The sequence below is a fragment of the Micromonospora sp. NPDC005220 genome, from assembly GCF_040607895.1.
Classification (GTDB): domain Bacteria; phylum Actinomycetota; class Actinomycetes; order Mycobacteriales; family Micromonosporaceae; genus Micromonospora.
On the sequence record NZ_JBEXHP010000015.1, the window covers coordinates 61,486 to 81,423 of the forward strand.

Below are 19,938 nucleotides of genomic sequence, written 5' to 3' on the forward strand. Positions count from 1 at the left end.
GTGTTCGGGGGGGCGGCCCCCCGCGCGCGGCCCCCCCCCCCCCCACCACCAGGTCAGAGCATCCTGACGTACGCCAGCGGCACGGTCGTCGACTGACCGTCCCACCGGCCCTTCAACGTGGCGCCGGCCAACCCGTCGACCCCGGTGCCCGGCCGCCGCACGATGACCAGTTCGACGGTGTCGGTGTCGATGACCGTGTGGTCCTCGTCGACCACCCGTCGCACGTTCCCGACCGCTGGTACGTCGGCGTCGACAGCGCCGTCGACCACTACCGTCACCGTCGGCTCACGCACCTCACGTCGACCGTCGACCTCGAAGTACTGCTCCGCCTGGCCGCTGCCGGTGAGGATGGCGTGGGCGAGCGCGGCGGCGTACACCGGGTCGGCGCAGCCGTCGTACACCCAGCGTCGGCCGAGCACCGAGTGTTCGGTGGTGCCGACCAGCCAGGCGTCCGCACCGTCGAGGGGCGCGGCGCGGTAGGTGAGCGGAACATGATGGACCGGCCCGTCGGCGGCACCGACCAGCATCGTCTCGATGCCGACCTCGCCGGCCGGGTCGTCGAAGCGGTAGGCGCCTCGGCTCACCACCTCGACGCCGGTCGGTCCGGAGAACCACTGTCGGTCGGGCAGCCAGGTCGCCAGCAGGTCCAGCTTGGTGGGGCGCAGGGTCGCCTTGTGCAGCAGTGCCATGACGGCAGCCTAGTCAGAGGCCCGCGCAGGGTTGCCCGCCGATCGTGCAGCTCTCCGGTTCCCGGGCCTTCGGCCGGCTGTCCCGAGCGTCGAAGCTGATCGTCTGGGATCCCCCGGCCGCCAGAGCGGCTCCGGTGAAGGTGATCGACCGCCCGTCCTGTCGCCAGTTCGCGCCGTCGACGTCGTCGACGGTGGTGCCTTCGGCGAGGGTGATCACCACGGCCCAGTCCGCCACCGGCGCGGCGCCGGGGTTGCCGACCACGATTTCGCCGGTGTAGCCGAACAGCCGGCTGGAGTCGGTCTGGTAGCGGGCCACCATGGGCGTTGGCGGCGGTGGTGGTGGCACGGCCGACCCGGGCGTCCGCGAGGGCTTCGCCGACGGGGTCCGGCTCGGGCGGGTGGTCGCCGACGCGGTGGTCAGCGAGGGGCGCGCCGAGGGGGTCGCGGTGGGCGCGACGGTGGTCCCGCCGGCAGTCACGATCGGCGACGCGGTGGTTGTCGGTGCGGGTGCGGCGGCCGGCTCCCCGTTGGGCGGCAACGTCACCCATGCCGCCGTCCCCGCCACCAGCACGGCACCGGCGACCACGGCGACCAGCGTGCGACGCCGACGGGGGTTGCGGCCGGCCCTGCCGCGGACGCCGATCAGCGGCAGTTCCGCTGTCATCCCACCGTCGGCGCGGCGCAGGTCGACCTGCTGGAAGGCGAGCCAGTCGAGGATGGCCGGCAGCCGCACGGTCAGCGCCTGCCGGAGCTGTTGCTCGCGTGGCTTCTGCTGCTCGACGGACCACCCGCCGCGCGTGGTGACCTCCCGTAGCTCCAGCCGGCAGCCCTGAGTCGTGGCCGTGACGACGCAGGTCAGCTCGCTGAGCCGGCCGGCCTCGTCGCAGGCCAGCACGAGGAGGTCCGGCTTCTGCCGCTCGGTCACCTCGACCTCGACGTTGGCCTCGAAGCCGGGCAGGTCCGCCGTGCGCAACAGCATCCGGTCCGGTACGCCCTCGACCGTCTCGGCCTCGGCGAACCACCGGCCGAGCAACTCCCGGTCGGTCAGTGCGCGCCAGACCCGCTCGGGCGGGTGGGACAGGTCGACCTGCGCACCGATCTCAATCACGGCGAGACTCTAACGGGTTGCCCGCCACGCCCTGTCCCGCCCGCCCGAGCCGGTGGCCGGCGTGCTGATCAGCCCCAGCGGCGGGACCGCTCGACCACTGTGGCCAGCGCGGCTCGGGCGTCGGCGCTCACCCCGGCCACCAGCTGCGCCGCCGGCAGGTCCCGGGCCAGCGGGTGCGCCTGCCCGGCCCACAGGTTGGCCACCGACGCGTCCGCGTCCCGCCGGGCGGCGGCGAGCAGCGGACGGGTCAGGTGCAGCACCTGGGGGTAACCGCGCGGTGCCGCCGCGTCGTGCTGGCACAGGAAGTCGTTGGCCACGCCCCGGGCCCGCTTACCGGTGTACGCCCGGGTCAACGCGGTCGGCGTGGCACTGGCCACCGCCGCCCGGTGCATCGGCGAGCTGCCCGCCTCCGGGCAGCGCAGGAAGGCCGTGCCGAGTTGCGCGGCGGCGGCGCCGGCAGCCAGCGCGGCGGCCACCCCGGGGCCGTCGACGAGGCCGCCCGCGGCCACCAGTGGCAGGTCACAGCGGGCGGCGGTCAGCCGGAGCAGCGGCAGCAGCCCGTAGTCGTCGTCGTCCGGCAGGCCACCGCGATGCCCACCGGCCTCGGTGCCCTGCACCACCACCGCGTCCACACCCAGGTCAGCGGCGGCGGTCGCGGCATCCGGGCGGGTGACGGTGGCCCACACCTCGGTGCCCCGCTCGCGCAGGGCGGTCACCGCCGCCCGGTCGGGCAGCCCGAACACGAAGGACACCACCGGGACCGGGTCCGCGAGCAGCGCGGCCAGCTTCTCCGGGTACGCGTCGTCGCCGCCCACCGGCTCGCCCAGGCCCACCCCGCGCCGCGCGGCCTGCGGTGCGAGCCGTTCGGCGTACGCCTGGATGGCGGCCTCGTCGACGGCGCCGGGGTCGGGCAGGAAGACGTTGACACCGAACGGCCGAGCGGTACGCGCGCGGACCTCGGCGACGTCGGCGACCAGCCGGCCGGTGTCGATCATCCCGGCGGCGAGGAAGCCCAGCCCACCCGCCGCGGACACGGCGGCCGCGAGCGCGGGCGTGGACGGGCCACCAGCCATCGGGGCGGCAATGATCGGCTGGCGCAACGTGGACAGGACGGACATCTCCTCATCCTGCCGCAGGCCCGGTCCGCTCATTGGCGCGCGGTGTGCCTCCACCAGAGGAACCCGGCCAGCCCGATCAGGACCAGCAGTGTCCCGGCTCCGGCCATCAGCGGCCAGGCCCGGCCGCCCAGCCCGACGGTGTCCTCGGCGATCGGACGGACGGCGGTGGGCGACACCGCAGCGGCGCCCTCCGTCGGGGGCGCGGCGGTGGCCGTGGTGGCGGTGGCCGGGTAGCGCAGGATCGTCGGGCGGGTGCCGGCCGCCTGACCGGCGGATTCGGAGACGGTGAGCAGCGACCGGCCGTCGCGGCTGTAGGTGATCGACTCGCCCTGGGGCTCGTCCGGCAACGGGGTGATCCGCGGGGTGCCGGTGGTCAACGCCCGGACCACGTCGCCGTCGGGCACGTCGTACTCGAAGGCGTCCGCGTAGCTGCGCAGCGCCACCCGCCGTCCGTCCGGTGCGCTCGCCGCGCCGGTGATCACCCCGCGCCCGAGGAACGAGAACGGGTTGCTGGTCGTGGTGATGGGCACTGTCACCTGGCCGAGCGCGGCCAGCGGTGTCGTCGCGCCCGCCTTCAGCGCGGTGGTCGGCGCGTACAGGTAGACGGTGCCGCCGCCGCCCTTGGTGACGATCAGCGGCCGACCGGCCGCGTCGAGCAGCAGCGCCTCGGCGTCGTGCGGACGGTCCGGGTAGGTCATCCGGTGCAGCACCGGCCGCTTCGCCCCCGGCGCGAGCCGCCACACACCGACCGTCGTTCGGGAGCGGTCGTTGTCGCCGATGTCGGCGACCCAGATGGTGCCGTCCCGACCGATGGCCAGGTCCTCGGTGTCGCGGGGTCGGGACGGGAAGGAGACGGTTCGCACCACCGCGCAGCGCTGATCGAGAAAGAAGATCCGGCGGCGGGCCTCGTCGTCGGCCCCGTCGTTGATCACCACGTACCCGTCGTCGGTGGCCACCATCCCGGAGATCTCGGCGAGCCGGTCGTCGCGCACCTGGCAGACCGCCGTCCCGGCCGCCGAACCGGCCGTGGCAGCGCCGGCCGTGGCAGCGCCGGCCGTGGCAGCGCCGGCCGTGGCAGCGCCGGCCCTGAAGGAAGCCGCGGTGGCAGCATCCGACACCAGCAGGACGGCCGGCGGTATCGCGCCGACGAGCAGGGCGGTCAGCACCGCCCCCGCACGAGCACGCCGCCCCCACGTCAACCGTCCGCGTACCCGCATCGCCCACCCTCCTCGTCGCGGCCGCGCCCCGGCCACCCGCCCATCCTGGCCGATCGCGGCCACCGGCGGCGCTCATCATGCCCATCCTGGCGTTCCCGGAGACTGGGCAGATCGTGACCGTTGTGGGCGGCCTGAGTGCGGCGGTGGCGGGTAGGCAGCGGCCCGGCGGCATGTCGACACCCACCGGCGGGAGGTTCCGAATGAGCACGTACCGGGATGAACAGGGCGACCCGATCCCTCCTCCGGAGGCGGACGCCCTTGAGCAGCGGCAGGACGCGTTCGATGTCGGGCCGCCGGACCGAATGTCGGGTGACGTGGACCCGGAGGCGGACGAGGCAGATCTGGCCGAGCAGGGCGCGATTCCGGCGGGGACGCTGGAGGAGGTCACGACGCTGCCGGCCGAGGCCGACCCGGCGGATGCCCTCGAACAGCGCCAGGAAATCCCGGCCCGCGACGAGGGCCGTCGCACCTGACCGCACCCGCCCCACCGGCCGGACACGGTCCCCATCTCGGGTGATGCCTGTGAGTCATCAATATGACTCACAGGCATCAGGCTCGTGGGGGGATGTCCGAACCCCGGCAGCCAGCCGGCTCAGCGCGCTCGGCCGGCTCAGCCGGCGGCGACCTGCCAGAGGAGGAACCCGTTGAGCGCGGCCACCAGCACGGCCACCAGAGCCGCGGCGGCGGTGGTGAGGGGGTGGTTGACCAGGTTGCCCATCAGGTCGCGGCGGCGGGTGAAGGCGACCACCGGGATCAGCGCGAACGGGATACCGAAGCTCAGGATGACCTGGGACAGCACGAGCGCCCGGGTCGGGTCGAGGCCGATGGCGAGCACGGCCAACGCGGGCAGCAGGGTGACCAGCCGCCGCAGGAAGCCCTGCATGATCACCTCTCCGGCGTAGGTGCCGACGCTCGTGGAGGCGAGCCCCGAGACCAGTAGGGCGACGGCGAACCCGAACGCGGCGGCGGTCCCGATGGTCTGGCCGAGCCCGGCGTGCACCCCCTCCAGGCTGTCCGCGCCACCCGCGCCGCCGCCCCGGAAGCTGGCGGCGGCGATCAGCAACATGGCCAGGTTGACCGCGCCGGCCGCGCTGAGGGCGAGCAGGACGTCGGTGCGCTGGCCGCGGAACAGGATTCGGCGCTCGGTGTCGTCGGCGGCGGGAATGCGGTCGCGGGTGAGCGCGGAGTGCACGTAGATGACGTGCGGCATGACTGTCGCGCCGAGGATGCCGGCGGCCAGCAGCACGCTGTCGGTGCCCTGTAGGCGCGGTACCAGACCGGCCATGGCCGAGCCGGGATCGGAGCCGGCGGCGAGCAGGTTGGCGGCGAAAGCCAGCACGATCACCCCGAGCAGGACGGCGATGGCGACCTCGAAGGCGCGATAGCCGCGCGAGCGCAGCGCGAGCACGGCGAAAGCGGCAGTGCCGATGATGATCCCGCCGGGCAGCAGGGGGATGCCGAAGAGCAGGTACAGGGCGACCGCGCCACCGATCACCTCGGCCAGGTCGGTGGCCATGGCGACCAACTCGGCCTGCACCCACATCATCCGGTTCACCGGCCGGGGTAGGCGCTCCCGGCACAGCTCGGGCAGGCTACGCCCGGTGGCCAGGCCCAGCTTCGCGGTGAGCGTCTGCACCAGCATCGCCATCAGGTTGGCCACCACCACGACCCAGACCAGTAGGTAGCCGTAGCGGGCACCGGCGGCGGAGTTGGTGGCGAAGTTGCCGGGGTCGACGTAGGCGACGGCGGCGACGAACGCCGGGCCGAGCAGGATCAGCCGCCCGCGTACGCGGCCCCGGGCGCGAGCGGCCTGAAGTGGAGTCGCCGTCGACGTCGTCAGTTCGTCGGTGACCATCGAACACCTCCCCGTGCAGGCGGATCGCTGCCGGTCCGTTCCCCTCGGGCTGGCCCGTCGGTGCCAACCGCTGGCCCGCCGGTGCCACCAGGGTCGGCCCGGTGGGTCGGGCAGGACGCGACGAGCACCGGCGCGCCGGACGGGACGCGCCGCGCCCGGACAGAACCCGCCGCGCCGGTCTTGACAGCCGGTGGGTCACCGATGAAGCTGTCTATTAGTCCTACTGTCGTAGGACAACAGGAAGGATCATCGGGAGTGATCGAGTTCGTACTGGACAGCCGGTCGAAGGTGAACACCTACATGCAGCTCGTGCAGCAGGTGAAACAGGCGCTGCGGGTCGGCCTGCTGACGCCGGGCGACCAGTTGCCGAAGGTCCGGGACGTCGCGCAATCCCTGGCGATCAACCCGAACACGGTGCTGAAGGCGTACCGGGAGTTGGAGATCGAGGGTCTGGTCGGCGGCCGACCCGGGGTGGGCACGTTCGTCCAGCGCACCCTGGCCGGTGCGTCCCTGCCCAACCAGGCCGAGCTGCGCGACGACCTGGTCGCCTGGCTGCACCGGGCGCAGGCGGCCGGTCTCACGGCCGAGGACGTCATCGCCCTGGTGGAGACGACGCTGCGCGCCACCCTCGCCGACGACGCCCCGCAGAAGGAGCCCGCGTGAGCGAGCAGAGCGAACGAATCAGCAGGCACCGCAAGCACTCGCGCGACCGCGAAGCGGTTGCGTGAGCGGAACGAGAGGACAACGGATGGACATGGTCCTGGAAACAGACCGGATCGGTAAGCGGTACGGCAGCACCTGGGCGTTGCGGGACTGCTCGCTGCATCTGCCGGCCGGCCGGATCGCCGCACTGGTTGGCCCTAACGGCGCGGGCAAGAGCACGCTGTTGCACCTGGCCGTCGGGCTGCTCAAGCCCGACGCGGGCACGGTCCGGGTGTTCGGCCGGTCCCCGTACGGCGACACGGAGGGCCTGGCCGACATCGGCTTCGTCGCCCAGGACACCCCGCTGTACCGGGACTTCACGGCGTCCGAGTTGGTCATCGCCGGCGGCAAGCTGAACAAGCGGTGGGACACGACGTTGGCCCGCCAGCGGCTGGCCCAGCTCGGCATACCGCCGGACAAGCCGGTCGGCAAGCTTTCCGGTGGTCAGCGGGCCCAGGTCGCGCTCGCCCTGGCCCTGGCCAAGCAGCCCCGGCTGCTGCTGCTCGACGAACCGGTCGCCAGCCTCGATCCCCTGGCTCGACGGGAGTTCCTCCAGTCGTTGATGGGCAGCGTCGCCGAGTCGGGCACCAGCGTCCTGCTCTCCTCGCACCTGCTGGCCGACCTGGAACGCGTCTGCGACTACCTGATCGTGCTCAACGCCTCCCGGGTGCAGCTCACCGGCGCGGTCGACGACCTGGTCGCCGAGCACCGGCAGCTCGTCGGGCCGCGCCACGACGGCGGCGTCATCGGGGGCGTCGCCGCCGTGGTCCGGGCCAGCCACACCGACCGGCAGTCCACGCTGCTGGTCCGCACCGACGGGCCGGTCACCGATCCGGCGTGGACGGTCCGCGAGGTGAGCCTGGAGGACGTCGTGCTGGCCTACCTGGCCGACGGCACCACGCAGACCAGTCACAGCGAGTGGGGGGTGGCAGCATGATCTGGTTGACCTGGCGGCAACATCGCAGGCAGGCGCTCTTCACCCTGTTGGCGTTCGCGGCGCTGGCCGCGCTGCTGGTGCCGATCGGCCTGTCGATGCGGAGCACCTTCAGCGACCTCGGGCTGGCGGACTGCGTCAGCCAGCTCGCCCGCGCCGACGTGGCGGTAACGACCCGCGAGACCTGCGATGCGGGCTTCCGCCGCTTCGGCAACCAGTACAGCGGCTTGAATCTGGTGGCCGTACTGCTGATCACCCTGCCGGTGCTGGTCGGCCTGTTCTGGGGCGCCCCGCTGGTCGCCCGCGAGGTGGAGCAGGGCACCCACCGCTTCGTCTGGACCCAGGGTGTCGGCCGCAACCGGTGGGCGCTGGTGAAGTTCGGGCTGGTGGGCGCGGCCGTCGTGATCCTCGCGGCAATCTACGGGCTGGGCATGTCGTGGTGGGTCGAGCCGCTCAGCCAGGCCGCGTACCAGGGCCGGCTCGGCATGATCGTCTTCGACCTGCAAGGCATCGCGCCGATCGGCTACACCCTCTTCGCCGTCGCACTGGGCATCTTCGCTGGCACCGTGTGGAAGCGGATGCTGCCCGCCATGGGCATCACGCTCGCCGGGTTCATCGGCGTACGGGCGGCGGTGGAGATCCTGGCCCGACCGCACTACCAGCCGGCCCGCACCCAGACCTTCCCCATCGAGAGGGAAGGGCCACCGGAGATCAGCCGGGGAGACTGGATCCTCACCCAGGGCGTCCGGAACCCGGACGGGACGATGATCGCGGAGGACACCCGGATCCAGTGCCCGCCGGGCGGAAAGGGGCCGGACGGTCGGGCCTGCGGGGCCGAGTTGGGCCTCGAACCGGGTGCGTACAACTGGCAGCTGTACCACCCGGCGGACCGGTTCTGGCTGTTCCAGGGCATCGAGACGGGCATCTTCGTCGCCCTCGCCGTGCTCCTGCTCTACCTCGCGGTGCGCCGGATCCGCCGGATCGCGTAGGAGCGACGCCGGAGCGTGGGCAGGCGACGGGTGCTCGTCGGGGCGCGGGGGCCCCGACGATCACCCGTCAGCGCACGCCCTCGACGGTCAGCTTGAGCCAGGACGCCAGGTCGTGCAGCTCCTCGTGCACGGCCCGGGTCACCTCCCGGGTGAAGCGCACGTCCTCGTGGATGGCGTGCACGGTGAGCGTGCCGCGCCGGCGCTCGGCCGTGGCGTCCACCTTTCCGACCAGGCGATCGCCGTGCAGGATCGGCAACGCGAAGTAGCCCCACCGTCGACTCGCCTTGGGCTTGTACATCTCCAGCACGTACTCGTACTCGAAGAGGTCCGCGAGGCGGACCCGGTCGTGCACCAGCCGGTCGAACGGCGACAACAGCGCGGTACGCCCGGTGAAGGGCTGCCCGAGCGCGGCTGGGTCCACCCGCCACTCCCCCGCGACGCCCTCGATCACCGCTGGCTCGCCGGCGTCACCGACCTCGGCCGGCTCGCCGGGCACGACCACCGCCTTCTCCCGAGCGATGCCCAGCGCCCGCAGTCGTCGCTCGTTGCGCAGCCGGCGCGCCTGCTCCAGCTCGATGACGGGCACGTCGGCCGGGTAGACCCGCTCTGCCACGTCCCAGAGCCGCTGTCGGCCCTGGCGGCCGGCGATCGCAACCTCGCCGCGCAGGACGAGGAGCTCCAGCAGCTGGGTGACGTTGCGGTTGTTGGTCCAGCCTGACGACGGCCAGGGCACGGCGCTGGTGTCCGGGATGTCGCGGGAGAGCAGCGGACCGGACCGGCCGAGCAGGTCGAGCACGTCCCGCCGGAACGAGTCGTTGGCGCGCAGCCACTCGCGGTGGCGCCCGTGGCCGGGCGACACCGCCATGGCCGCGAGGAAGAGCCCCAGATCGTCCATCGGTCGCACCATCGCCTGGTGCTCGAAGAGCGTCCGGTCCCGTTCGAGGGCCTCGCGCAGCTGCGCTGGCTGGTACGACGAGCCGAGCCGGCTCCAGCAGACGAGGTCGGCGCTGGGCGCGATGGCCGCGGTCGGGTCGATCTGCACCAGGGTCAACTGGCGGACCATCGTCAGCAGGTCGGTCGGTCGCGGAGCGGCCAGCAGTTGGGCCCGGATGGCGACGCGCCGTGCCTGGGCCCGATCGAGTCGGTGCACGTTCACGCCGCCGACCCTAACCGCGACCACCGACATGACGCTGAGCGGCAGCGCCCCCGGTAGCCGGGCCACCGGGGGCGCAACCGGACGCGCGACGAGTCAGCGGCCCAGCCGGCGGTACCGGGCGACCGAGAGTGGCAGGAAGACGACGACCAGCACGATCGGCCAGGCCACCGCCAACCACGGATAGTGCTGCGCCGCCCAGGATTCACCACCCCATCCGGGGTTGCCGAACAGTTCGCGGGTCGCGCCGACGGTAGCGGACAGCGGGTTCCACTCGGCCACCGCGCCGAGCCAGGCGGGCATGGTGGACGGTGCGACGAACGCGTTGGAGAGGAAGCCGAGCGGAAACTCCAACGTCTGCACGGCGACCACGGCCGTCTGCCCACGGGTGACCAGCCCGAGAAATATGCCGACCCAGATCAGGGCGAACCGCAGCAGCAGGATCAACCCCACCGCCGCCAGGGTGGCATCGACCCCGCCGTGCGCCCGCCAGCCGATGGCGAGCCCAGTCAGCAGCAGGACCGCCAGCGTGACCAGGGCGAACAGCATGTCGGCCACGGCGCGGGCCACCAATGGCGCCAGCGGCGAGACAGGCATCGACCGGATCCGGTCGGTCAGCCCGCGCTCCAGATCCTCGGCAACGGCGATCGTCGTCAGGCTGATGCCGAACACCATGGTCATCACGAACATGCCGGGCATCAGGAACTCCCGGTAGCTGCCGCCGCCGGGCACCTGCAACGCGCCGCCGAACAAATAGGCGAACATCAGCACGATCAGGATGTTGAAGCCGAGCGAGGCGATCAGCGCACCGGGATCACGACGCCACCGGGCCAGTCCACGCCCGATCAGAACGCCGCTGTCGTTCAGCAGGGCGGGCCGGTCGGGCGTCAGGTCCACCGGCGGCGTCAGTGTGTGCGGGCTGCTCACACCGCCACCTCCTCGGCGGCCCGCGTCCGGTGCCCGGTGAGGTGCAGGAACACGTCGTCCAGGGTCGGCCGGCGCAGGGCGACGTCGGCCACCGGCACGTTCCCGGCGTCCAGCGCCCGCAGGACCTCGACGAGCGCGCCGGCCCGGTGCCCGACCCGGACGCTCACCAGTCGACGGTCCGGGTCGACGGTGGGTTCGTCGTCGACCACCCGACGCATCCGCTCGGCAGCGGTCGCGAGATCGGCCGGGTTCGCGATGATCACCTCGATCCGCTCGCCACCGAGGCGGGTCTTGAGGTCGTCCGGGCTCCCCTCGGCGATCACCCGGCCGGCCTCGACCACCGAGATCCGGTCAGCGAGCTGGTCGGCCTCATCCAGGTGTTGGGTGGTGAGCAGCACGGTGGTGCCGGTGCGCACCAACTCCCGGACCGACTCCCACACCTCGTTGCGACCGCGCGGGTCCAGCCCGGTGGTCGGCTCGTCGAGGAAGAGGACGGCAGGGGCCAGGATCATGCCGGCGGCCAGGTCGAGCCGTCGGCGCATGCCCCCCGAGTACGTGCTGACCGGCTGTTCGGCGGCGTCGGCGAGACCGAAGCGTTGTAGCAGCTCGACCGCCCGTTGGCGAGCACGACGGCGCCCCAGGTGGAACAGCCTGCCGAAGATCACCAGGTTCTGTCGACCGCTGAGCGCCTCGTCCAGCGCGGGATGCTGCCCCACCAGCCCGATGCGGAGACGCACCTGGTCGGGCTGGCGGGTCACGTCGAACCCGGCCACCTCGGCACGACCCTCGTCGAGCCGGAGAAGGGTGGACAGGATCCGCACCGAGGTGGTCTTGCCGGCGCCGTTCGGCCCGAGCAGGCCGCACACCGTCCCCTGCCGTACCCGCAGGTCGAAGCCGTCCAACGCGGCTCGGTCCCGATACCTCTTACGCAGCCCTTCGGCCACTATCGCGTCACTGCTCGTCGCCACAACGCTCCCCTCGTGAACTGATGTCGGTCGTTACCGTACAACATACGGTAGTGAGTACGGGAGGGAGCGATCGACGAGCTTCGGCGACCTGGGGATCTCGTTGGAGGGGCGGCGGTTCGCCGGGCGGGCACCGCCCGAGGCCGGGCCGATCCGGGCTCAGGTCGACCCGGCGGCGCGGCGCACGTTGAGCCACACATCACCCGAACCGGAATCGGCCGGCGGACGGGTCGCGGCTATCGGGACTCGGCGGGCCCGATCTGGCCCGCCACCCCGACGTTCAGCGGATCGGCGAGGAGTTTGTCGAATGCCAACTCGGCGGCACCGATCAGGACGGCATCGCGACCGAGTGCCGCCGCGCGCAGCCGCAGGTGTTCGCGGGAGGCGGGCAGGGGCATGGTGTCCAACCGGTCCCGGACCACGTCCGCCCCGGCGGTGAAGATGTCGCGCAGCGAGCCACCGAACACCACGGCGTCCGGGTTGACCACGTTGACCAGGTTCGCCACACCGAAGCCCAGCCAGTCCGCCACCTGCTCGACCGCCGCGCGGGCGGTCGGGTCGCCGTCCCGCGCCGCGCGCAGCACCTCGGCCACCGCCGCGCGGTCGCTCGGGTCACGGCCCGCGTGGCGCAACAGCGCGGCTTCCGAGATCTCGGTCTCCCAGCAGCCGCGTGAACCGCAGCCGCAGGGCAGGCCGTTGGGGTTGACGACCATGTGGCCGACCTTGCCGCTGTGCCCCCGGTGGCCGATCACCAGTCGGCCACCGACGATGATGCCCGCGCTGATGCCCAGGTCGCCATGCAGGTAGATGACGTCGTCGATGCCGACCGCGACGCCCCGGGCGTGCTCGGCCAGGCCGGCGATGTCGGCCAGGTCACCGGCCACGAAACCGGGGCCGGCGCTGAGCTCCGCCTCCAGCGCGGCGGCGAGCGTCTCGTCGATGCTGGCGATCTGGATCCTGCCGTCCGGGTCGCGGGTGGTGTCGGTGACCGCGGCGGCGCCGCCGACCAGCAGCGCGTCGCCGGCCACCGAGCGCTCCATGTCACGGACCAGATCGGCGAGGGGCCCGACGGCGTCGATCGCGGACATGCCGCTGGGTCGAGGGATCTCCCGCAGATCGAGGATCTGCCCGCCGAGGCCGACCCGGGCGGCATGCAGCCGGTCCGCGTCGATGCTCAACGCGTGGGCGTAGACCCGGTCGGAGCGGGGACTGACCACCAGTGAGGGGCGGCCGGCGCGGCGGGTGGTGGTCGGCGCCTCCTCGGTGACCAGGCCACTGGTGACCAGGTCGGCGGCGAGGGCGCCGATGGTGCTTCGGTTGAGGCCGAGCCGGCTGGTCAGCTCGGCGCGGGACGTCGGTCCATGCAGGTGGACGTAGCGCAGCACAGCGCCGAGGTTCTGCCGCCGGATCTCCTCCTGGCTGGCGCCGGGGACCGACGAAAGCGGGGATTCGGTGTTGCGGCCGACGCCGGCTGGCCTGGACCGTACTGGTGTCGCCACGGTCAGACCTCCTTCCGGGTCGGTGCAGGTTGGTGTGGGGGTGCAGGGACGACGATGGGTCCCGGTAGAGGAGACCCGGGACCCATCGGCGTTACTACCTACCGTGCGGTGATTACTTGGTGAGCGGCGCGAGCTTCGGGTCGTTGGCGTACGCCTCAGCCGCGTTCGCCTTGGTGACGGCGACCGGCGGGAGCAGGAACGTGTCGACGACCTTGCTGCCGTTGTTGTAGGACTTGGTGTCGTTCACCTGCGGGGCGTTACCGGCCTGGAGAGCCTTGACCATGTTGATGGTCTCCTTCACCAGGTTGCGGGTGTCCTTGTTGATCGTCATGTACTGCTCGCCAGCGACGATCGACTTGACCGACTCAACCTCGGAGTCCTGACCGGTGACGATCGGGGTCGGCTTGCCAGCACCCTTGACCGAGGTCAGGATGGCGCGGGCCAGCGTGTCGTTCGGGGAGAGGACGCCGTCCAGCTCCTTGCTGCCGTAGGTCGAGGTCAGCAGCTGGTCCATGCGGGCCTGCGCACCCTCGGCCTTCCAGCCCTGGATGGCGGTCTGCTTGACGTCCTTCTGACCCGAGGCGACGACGACGTTGCCCTTGTCGATCTCCGGCTTGAGCACGCTCATCGCGCCGTTGAAGAAGACACCGGCGTTGTTGTCGTCCGGCGAGCCGGAGAACAGCTCGATGTTGTACGGGCCGTTCGGCTTCTTGGCCTTCATGCCGTCCAGCAGGGCCTGGCCCTGGAGCTGGCCGACCTTGAAGTTGTCGAACGCGACGTAGTAGTCGAGGTCCGGCGTGTTGGTGATAAGCCGGTCGTAGGCGATGACCTTCACGCCGGCCTGGTGGGCCGCGGCGACCTGGGTCGACAGCTGCGCGGCGTCGGTCGCGCCGATCACGATGACCTTGGCACCCTGGGTGACCATCGCGGTGATCTGGTTCTGCTGGTCGGCGACCGTGGTCGACGCGCCGGCGTACTGCACCTGACCCTGGAAGCCGGCCTCCTTGAGGCCGTTGGTGAAGAGGTCACCGGCGAGGACCCAGTTCTCCGAGGTCTTGGCCGGCAGGGCGACACCGATCAGGGAGTTCGCCGCGAAGCCCTTGGCGTCGCCGCCGGAGCCGCTGTCGGAGTCGCCGTCGCGGCCGGAGCCGCAGCCGGCGAGGGCCAGCATGGCGGCGGCGCTGATGGCCACCACCGACGTGCCGAAGAATTTACGCATGGTGAGGACTTGCCTTTCTTGATGTGAGACGGGTGGAGAGGTCGGTGGCCGTCAGCCGGACACCGCTGCCTTGGCGGGCTCGCGCTCCGCGTCCGGCGGTGAGGCGGGTGGGGCGGAGTCCTCGCGACGGAACGGTCGCATCAGACTTCCGATGATGGAGAAGCGCCCCTGGCTCTTGTTGTAGACGTCGATCGCGACGGCCAGCAGCAGGACCAGGCCCTTGATGATCTGGACGCGGTCGGTGCCGACGCCCATGAGCTGCAGGCCGTTGTTGAGCACGGCCATGACCAGACCACCGACGATCGAGCCGCTGATGGTGCCGATACCACCGGCGACGGCCGCGCCACCGATGAAGACCGCGGCGATGGCGTCCAACTCCCAGCCGTTGCCGTCCTGCGGACCGGAGGCCGCCGAGCGGGCCACGAAGATCATGCCGGCCAGCGCGGCCAGGACGGACATGTTCATCATGACGAAGAAGTTGACCCGCTTGAGCTTCACGCCGGACAGCTCGGCCGCCCGGGAGTTGCCGCCCACCGCGTAGATGTGTCGGCCACCGGCCGTGTTGCGGGTGTAGAAGGAGTACGCGATGACCAGGACCAGCAGGATGACGCCGGAGATCGGGAAGCTGGTGCCCACTCGGCCGCTGGCGAAACGCAGCGCCGCGAAGGCGATGACCCCGACCATGATGGCCATCCGCAGGATCGAGATCCACATCGGTGCCGGGTCGGCGTCCATCTCCCGCCGGGTCTTGCGGGCCTGGATCTCGCGCCACACCACGGCCACCGCGGCGGCCAGGCCGAGCAGCAGCGTCGCGTTGTTGTAACCGGTGTCCGGCCCGAACTCCGGCAGGAACCCGGCACCGATCTCCCGGAAGCCCTCCGGCACCGGGACGGTGCTCGCGTTACCGATGTACTGGTTGCCACCGCGGAACAGGAGCATGCCGGCCAGGGTGACGATGAACGCCGGCACCCCGATGTAGGCCACCCAGAAGCCCTGCCAGGCACCGATGATCGCGCCGATCGCGAGGCCGAACAGGATGGCGGCGGGCCAGGGCAGGTCCCACTCGGTCATCGACTTGGCGACCAGGATGCCGGCGAAGGCCGCGACCGAGCCGACCGAGAGGTCGATGTGCCCGGCGACGATCACCATGAGCATGCCGATGGCCAGAATCAGAATGTACGAGTTCTGCTGGAACAGCGCGATCAGGTTGTCCGACCGCAGGGTCAGGCCATCGGTCAGGATCTGGAACAGGACGACGATCGCCACCAGGGTGAAGATCATCCCGAACTGGCGAGCGTTGGAGGTGGTTCCCCCGAACAGGTTCTTCTGAAGGTCCTTCAATCGGCTCATTTTGTCAGCATCTTCTTCGTCGAGGTCATCTGCTTCATGAGGTTTTCCGGGGTCGCGTCCGCTCGGGCGATCTCGCCCGTGATGGCACCTTCGAACACGGTGTAGATGCGGTCGCACAGCCCGATCAGCTCAGGCAACTCCGAGGAGATGACGACGACGCCCTTCCCCTGGTCGGCGAGCCGCTGGATGATGCCGTAGATCTCGTACTTGGCACCCACGTCGATACCGCGCGTCGGCTCGTCGAGGATCAGCAGGTCCGGGTCGGTGAACATCCACTTCGCCAGGACCACCTTCTGCTGGTTGCCGCCGGAGAGCTTGGAGACGCTCTCGTCGACCGTCGGGGCCTTGGTCCGCAACTCCTTGCGGTACGCCTCGGCCGCCTGGTACTCCTCGACCTCACTCAGCACGCCGCGGTGCGAGATCTTGGACAGCTTGGCCGCCACCGTCGACGACTTGATGTCGTCGAGCAGGTTGAGGCCGATCGCCTTGCGGTCCTCGCTGACGTACGCGAGCCCGTGGTCGATGGCGTCAGCCACCGACTTCAGCACGATCTCCTTGCCGTCCTTGATGATCGTGCCCGACTCGTACACCCCGTAGGAGCGGCCGAAGACACTCATCGCGAGCTCCGTACGACCCGCGCCCATGAGACCGGCGAAGCCGACGATCTCGCCGCGGCGCACCACGAAGCTCTCGTTCTTGCAGACCTGGCGCTCGGCGGAGATCGGGTGCCGGACGTTCCAGTCGCGGACCTCGAAGAAGACCTCGCCGATCTTCGGGGTGTGGTCCGGGAAGCGGCTGCTCAGCTCGCGACCGACCATGCCCCGCACGATCCGGTCCTCGTCGACCCCGTCGGCCTTGACGTCGAGGGTCTCCACGGTCCGGCCGTCGCGCAGGATGGTGATCTGGTCGGCGATCGCCTCGATCTCGTTCAGCTTGTGCGAGATCATGATCGAGGTGATGCCGCGGGAGCGGAAACCGCGCAGCAGGTCCAGCAGGTGGCGCGAGTCGGCCTCGTTGAGCGCGGCGGTCGGCTCGTCGAGGATGAGCAGCTTCACGTCCTTGGCGAACGCCTTGGCGATCTCGACGAGCTGCTGCTTGCCGACCCCGATGTCCTTGATCAGGGTGTCCGGGTCCTCTTCCAGACCGACCCGGGCCATCAGGTCCAGCGCCATCCGGTTCGCGGCCTTCCAGTCGATCGCGCCCCGCTTGCGCGGTTCGTTGCCGAGGAAGATGTTCTCGGCGATCGACATGCCGGGAATGAGCGCGAGCTCCTGGTGAATGATCACGATGCCGGCGTTCTCGCTGGCCCGGATGTCGGAGAACCTGCTCTCCGACCCCTGGTAGACGATCTTGCCGTCGTAGGTGCCGTGCGGGTACACCCCGCTGAGCACCTTCATCAGGGTGGACTTGCCGGCGCCGTTCTCGCCGCAGATGGCATGGATCTCGCCGGCGCGAACCACCAGGTTGACGTCGGAGAGGGCCTTGACTCCGGGGAACTCCTTGGTGATGGAGCGCATCTCAAGGAGGATCGGCACGTCGCTCATCGCTCGTACCACCTCGCCAACGTCATCGGTTGCCTCCGGAAGGTTGAACCTTCACTTGGTTTTGTTGTTGACGGCAACGTATTGCGGCCGAAGGGGGATCCGCAAGGCGAGAGGCTGTTGAAAAAGTAACAATCCGGCAATATAGACGTGCCACAGTATTCGCCCGTCACAGCCACCTCGGCAGCCCCTCCCGGCACTTTCGCCTGCCGGTGGCAACGTTGTCAAATGGTAGGCAGCCCCGCCATCGGCCTCGGTCATCGATGACAGGCCCGCCACCAGGCACGATCCACCACCGGCCGGATCAAGGACGGCGAGCGACGGACTCCTCGTCATTGAATGATCTTGATGGCACCGCGAGGCCGACGTCGGGCCGCGACGGCACGACGATCTTCGGTCGACGGTGTGACGCACGCCTCTGCCCGCCGACCGGATCGACGATGATCGTCTCGTCAGCTTCCGACCAGGGAGCCGACCGGCGCCTTAACGTCCCTTAAGGGCGATTCGGGGTGGTCCGACGTTGCCGCCCACGGCGCCGGTCGGTCAGGAGGGGTGCAGCACCGCCTTGATCACGCCGTCTTCCCGGCGGTCGAAGCGGCGGTACAGCTCGGGGGCGTCGGCGAGGGTGCCGTGGTGGGTGACGATCATGCTGGGCCGCGCTCGGCCCGCGACGACCAGGTCCCGCAGCAGGACCGTGTAACGGCGGTCGTGGGTGCAGCCCCTCGGCCCGGGCCCTCAGACAGGCCGCCGAGAGCCCGCGAGCGCACATCACGCACGTCCCGCAGAACAGGTGCGTGGGGATCACCACCCGGGTGCCCGGCCGGACGGTCTGCACCCCGGCGCCCACCTCCTGCACCACACCCAACGGTTCGTGACCGAGCACCAGGCCGGGCTCGGCGCTGGTCCGTCCGTCGTACATGTGCAGGTCGGTGCCGCACAGGGCGGTGGAGGTGATCCGTACGAGCGCGTCGGTTTCCGCCTCAAGTGCCGCGTCGGGCACCTCCCGCACGGCGACGGTCCGGACGTCCGTGTAGACGACGGCTCTCATCCCGGGTCTCCTGATCGGCGCTGGACGACCGGTCTTCCCCCGACCTGCCCGTTCATGCCCGCCGGGCCAGCGGCCGGGCGTTCGTCGGTGCTATCTTAGGATTCCTAAGTTATTTCCTAGTGAGATGAAGGTTCGGTATGCCACGGCAGGGTCTGACCAGCGCACGCGTCTCGGCGGCCGCAGCCGAGCTGGCGGACTCGGTCGGCCTCTCCCGGTTGACAGTCGCGGCGGTCGCCCGGCACTTCGGGGTCTCGGACGCCGCCCTGTACGTGCACGTCCGCAGCCGCGACGCGTTGATCGAGCAGGTCGCGGTCCGGGCGGCGGCCACCTTCGCCGACGCACTCGCGATAGCGGTGGCCGGGCGGGCCGGCCGTCAGGCCCTGGTCGGGTTCGCCGACGCCTGGCGCGCCTTCGCCGTCACACACCCGGGGCAGTACGCGGCGACCCAGCTTCAGCTGCCGCCCGAGGTCGGCACGCGGTCGGCGGGGCACCTCCGCCTGATCGAGCTGAGCTACGCGACGCTGCGCGGGTACGGGCTCGACGAGCCGGCCCTGACCGACGCGATGCGATTCGTCCGCAGCACCTTCCACGGCTTCGCAAGCCTCGAAACGGTCGACGGTTTCGGGCATCCCCGCGCCGTCGACGCGTCGTGGCAGTCGATCCTCGACGCGGTGCACACCACGTTGAGCAACTGGCCAACGGAGAATCGGGAGCAGCAGTGAACAGCCAAGACCAGTCGGTCGAGTCGACCGACGGGACCCGCCTGGTGGTGCGACGCCTGGGCGTCGGCGACCCCGTCGTCCTGGTGCACGGCTCGGGAGGCGGTCTGCACTCCTGGGCCACTGTCGCGGAGCACCTCGCCCACGAGTACGAGGTGTGGCTGCCGGCGCGGCGCGGATACGGTCCCAGCGACGTCCCGGTCGGCACCAAGTCCTTCCGGGACGAGACCGCCGACCTGATCGCCGTCGTCGAGGCGGCCCGGCAGCCCTCGGGCCGCCCGGTTCACCTCGTCGGCGCGTCCTACGGGGCGACCCTGGCGTTGCACACCGCAGTGGCCGACCCGCACGACGTCCGCTCGCTGGCCGTCTTCGAGCCGCCGCTCTTCGCGGCCGGGGCGGAGATCGTGCCACTGCTCGACCGGTACCGTGCCGCCTTCGAGCGCGACGACGCCGCCGCGATGGCAGCGGCTCTGCACGACGTGACCCGGGTCCCGGCCGAGATCGTCGCCGCGCTCGCCGTCAGCGCTGGCGATCGGGTGCCCGACCCGGTCGAGTCGCGCCGCGCGGCGATCGGCTGGCTGCACGATCTGGAGGCCCTCGCGCAGGACAGCACTGACATCACCCGCTGGTCCTCGATCGCCGTGCCGACTCTGCTGTTGGCCGGCGCGGACACCTGGGAGCCGATGCCCACCACGATGAACGCCCTCGCGACGACGATCCCGGCGGCGCGTCATGTCGTCTGGCCAGGTCAGTCGCACTTCGTGACCATGACGGCGCCCGCCCTGGTCGCCGACGCCCTGCGGCAGTTCTTCGCCGAGGCGCCACCGGCCTGACCCGATCCGCCCGAACCCCCGGCGGCGGCCGATGGCACACCGGCCGCCGCCACTGACCTACCTCCAGGTGCC

General features: G+C 71.1%; 18 protein-coding genes and 1 pseudogene. 6 read left to right on the forward strand and 13 right to left on the reverse strand.

Going from position 1 to position 19,938, the window contains the following annotated elements; translation table 11 throughout:
- Window positions 1-53: 53 nt before the first annotated feature.
- The 4 genes from ABZU52_RS09970 to ABZU52_RS09985 all read right to left on the reverse strand — a co-directional run bounded on the left by ABZU52_RS09970 (window position 54) and on the right by ABZU52_RS09985 (window position 4,132).
- Window positions 54-689, reverse strand: coding sequence for a hypothetical protein (locus ABZU52_RS09970; RefSeq protein ID WP_354970681.1), 636 nt, complete (start codon window positions 687-689; stop codon window positions 54-56).
- Window positions 690-702: 13 nt separating this feature from the next.
- Window positions 703-1,797 (reverse strand): SRPBCC domain-containing protein, encoded by a 1,095-nt coding sequence (locus tag ABZU52_RS09975; RefSeq protein ID WP_354970682.1) that lies wholly within the window; start codon window positions 1,795-1,797, stop codon window positions 703-705.
- Window positions 1,798-1,865: 68 nt separating this feature from the next.
- Window positions 1,866-2,915: a nitronate monooxygenase gene (locus ABZU52_RS09980; protein WP_354970683.1), complete on the reverse strand. Its 1,050-nt coding sequence runs from the start codon at window positions 2,913-2,915 to the stop codon at window positions 1,866-1,868.
- A 29-nt stretch (window positions 2,916-2,944) separates the two neighbouring features.
- The gene (locus ABZU52_RS09985) at window positions 2,945-4,132 is read right to left on the reverse strand and encodes a hypothetical protein (protein WP_354970684.1); all 1,188 of its coding nucleotides are present in this window, start codon (window positions 4,130-4,132) and stop codon (window positions 2,945-2,947) included.
- A gap of 200 nt (window positions 4,133-4,332) precedes the next feature.
- On the opposite strand from ABZU52_RS09985, the gene ABZU52_RS09990 reads away from it, so the two are divergent.
- Window positions 4,333-4,605 (forward strand): hypothetical protein, encoded by a 273-nt coding sequence (locus tag ABZU52_RS09990; RefSeq protein ID WP_354970685.1) that lies wholly within the window; start codon window positions 4,333-4,335, stop codon window positions 4,603-4,605.
- A gap of 137 nt (window positions 4,606-4,742) precedes the next feature.
- Here ABZU52_RS09990 and ABZU52_RS09995 read toward each other — a convergent pair whose 3' ends face one another.
- Window positions 4,743-5,987 carry an Nramp family divalent metal transporter gene (locus tag ABZU52_RS09995; RefSeq protein ID WP_354970686.1) on the reverse strand — a complete coding sequence of 415 codons (1,245 nt, stop codon included), beginning with the start codon at window positions 5,985-5,987 and terminating at the stop codon, window positions 4,743-4,745.
- Between the two features lie 255 nt (window positions 5,988-6,242).
- Here ABZU52_RS09995 and ABZU52_RS10000 point away from each other — a divergent pair, with 255 nt between their 5' ends.
- From ABZU52_RS10000 to ABZU52_RS10010, 3 genes are all read left to right on the forward strand, one after another.
- Entirely contained in the window at window positions 6,243-6,650 is a 408-nt protein-coding gene (locus ABZU52_RS10000; protein ID WP_030335957.1) for a GntR family transcriptional regulator, read from the forward strand.
- A gap of 85 nt (window positions 6,651-6,735) precedes the next feature.
- On the forward strand, window positions 6,736-7,626 hold the full coding sequence (locus ABZU52_RS10005) for an ABC transporter ATP-binding protein (RefSeq protein WP_354970687.1): 891 nt from the start codon (window positions 6,736-6,738) through the stop codon (window positions 7,624-7,626).
- A complete protein-coding gene (locus ABZU52_RS10010) occupies window positions 7,623-8,612 on the forward strand; it encodes a transporter (protein WP_354970688.1) in 990 nt (329 codons plus the stop codon). Before ABZU52_RS10005 ends, ABZU52_RS10010 begins: the two co-directional genes overlap by 4 nt.
- 67 nt (window positions 8,613-8,679) lie before the next feature.
- Here ABZU52_RS10010 and ABZU52_RS10015 read toward each other — a convergent pair whose 3' ends face one another.
- From ABZU52_RS10015 to ABZU52_RS10050, 8 genes and pseudogenes are all read right to left on the reverse strand, one after another.
- Entirely contained in the window at window positions 8,680-9,768 is a 1,089-nt protein-coding gene (locus ABZU52_RS10015) for a crosslink repair DNA glycosylase YcaQ family protein (RefSeq protein WP_354970689.1), read from the reverse strand.
- Between the two features lie 93 nt (window positions 9,769-9,861).
- A complete protein-coding gene (locus ABZU52_RS10020) occupies window positions 9,862-10,692 on the reverse strand; it encodes an ABC transporter permease (protein WP_354970690.1) in 831 nt (276 codons plus the stop codon).
- Window positions 10,689-11,660, reverse strand: a complete 972-nt coding sequence (locus ABZU52_RS10025) for an ATP-binding cassette domain-containing protein (protein WP_354970691.1) — start codon at window positions 11,658-11,660, stop codon at window positions 10,689-10,691. Before ABZU52_RS10025 ends, ABZU52_RS10020 begins: the two co-directional genes overlap by 4 nt.
- 233 nt (window positions 11,661-11,893) lie before the next feature.
- A complete protein-coding gene (locus tag ABZU52_RS10030; RefSeq protein ID WP_354970692.1) occupies window positions 11,894-13,156 on the reverse strand; it encodes an ROK family transcriptional regulator in 1,263 nt (420 codons plus the stop codon).
- A 112-nt stretch (window positions 13,157-13,268) separates the two neighbouring features.
- Window positions 13,269-14,375 carry a sugar-binding protein gene (locus ABZU52_RS10035; protein WP_354970693.1) on the reverse strand — a complete coding sequence of 369 codons (1,107 nt, stop codon included), beginning with the start codon at window positions 14,373-14,375 and terminating at the stop codon, window positions 13,269-13,271.
- A gap of 51 nt (window positions 14,376-14,426) precedes the next feature.
- Window positions 14,427-15,725 carry a multiple monosaccharide ABC transporter permease gene (gene mmsB, locus ABZU52_RS10040; RefSeq protein ID WP_354970694.1) on the reverse strand — a complete coding sequence of 433 codons (1,299 nt, stop codon included), beginning with the start codon at window positions 15,723-15,725 and terminating at the stop codon, window positions 14,427-14,429.
- Window positions 15,722-17,269, reverse strand: coding sequence for a multiple monosaccharide ABC transporter ATP-binding protein (gene mmsA, locus ABZU52_RS10045; RefSeq protein WP_354970695.1), 1,548 nt, complete (start codon window positions 17,267-17,269; stop codon window positions 15,722-15,724). Before mmsA ends, mmsB begins: the two co-directional genes overlap by 4 nt.
- A 769-nt stretch (window positions 17,270-18,038) precedes the next feature.
- Window positions 18,039-18,314, reverse strand: a pseudogene (locus ABZU52_RS10050) (alcohol dehydrogenase catalytic domain-containing protein); the annotation flags it as partial.
- A 137-nt stretch (window positions 18,315-18,451) separates the two neighbouring features.
- Here ABZU52_RS10050 and ABZU52_RS10055 point away from each other — a divergent pair.
- Both ABZU52_RS10055 and ABZU52_RS10060 read left to right on the forward strand, forming a co-directional pair.
- Entirely contained in the window at window positions 18,452-19,036 is a 585-nt protein-coding gene (locus tag ABZU52_RS10055; RefSeq protein WP_354970696.1) for a TetR/AcrR family transcriptional regulator, read from the forward strand.
- Complete coding sequence (locus tag ABZU52_RS10060) at window positions 19,033-19,866, forward strand: alpha/beta fold hydrolase (RefSeq protein ID WP_354970697.1); 834 nt, start codon at window positions 19,033-19,035, stop codon at window positions 19,864-19,866. The genes ABZU52_RS10055 and ABZU52_RS10060 overlap by 4 nt, the downstream gene beginning before the upstream one ends.
- The last annotated feature ends 72 nt before the right edge of the window (window positions 19,867-19,938 follow it).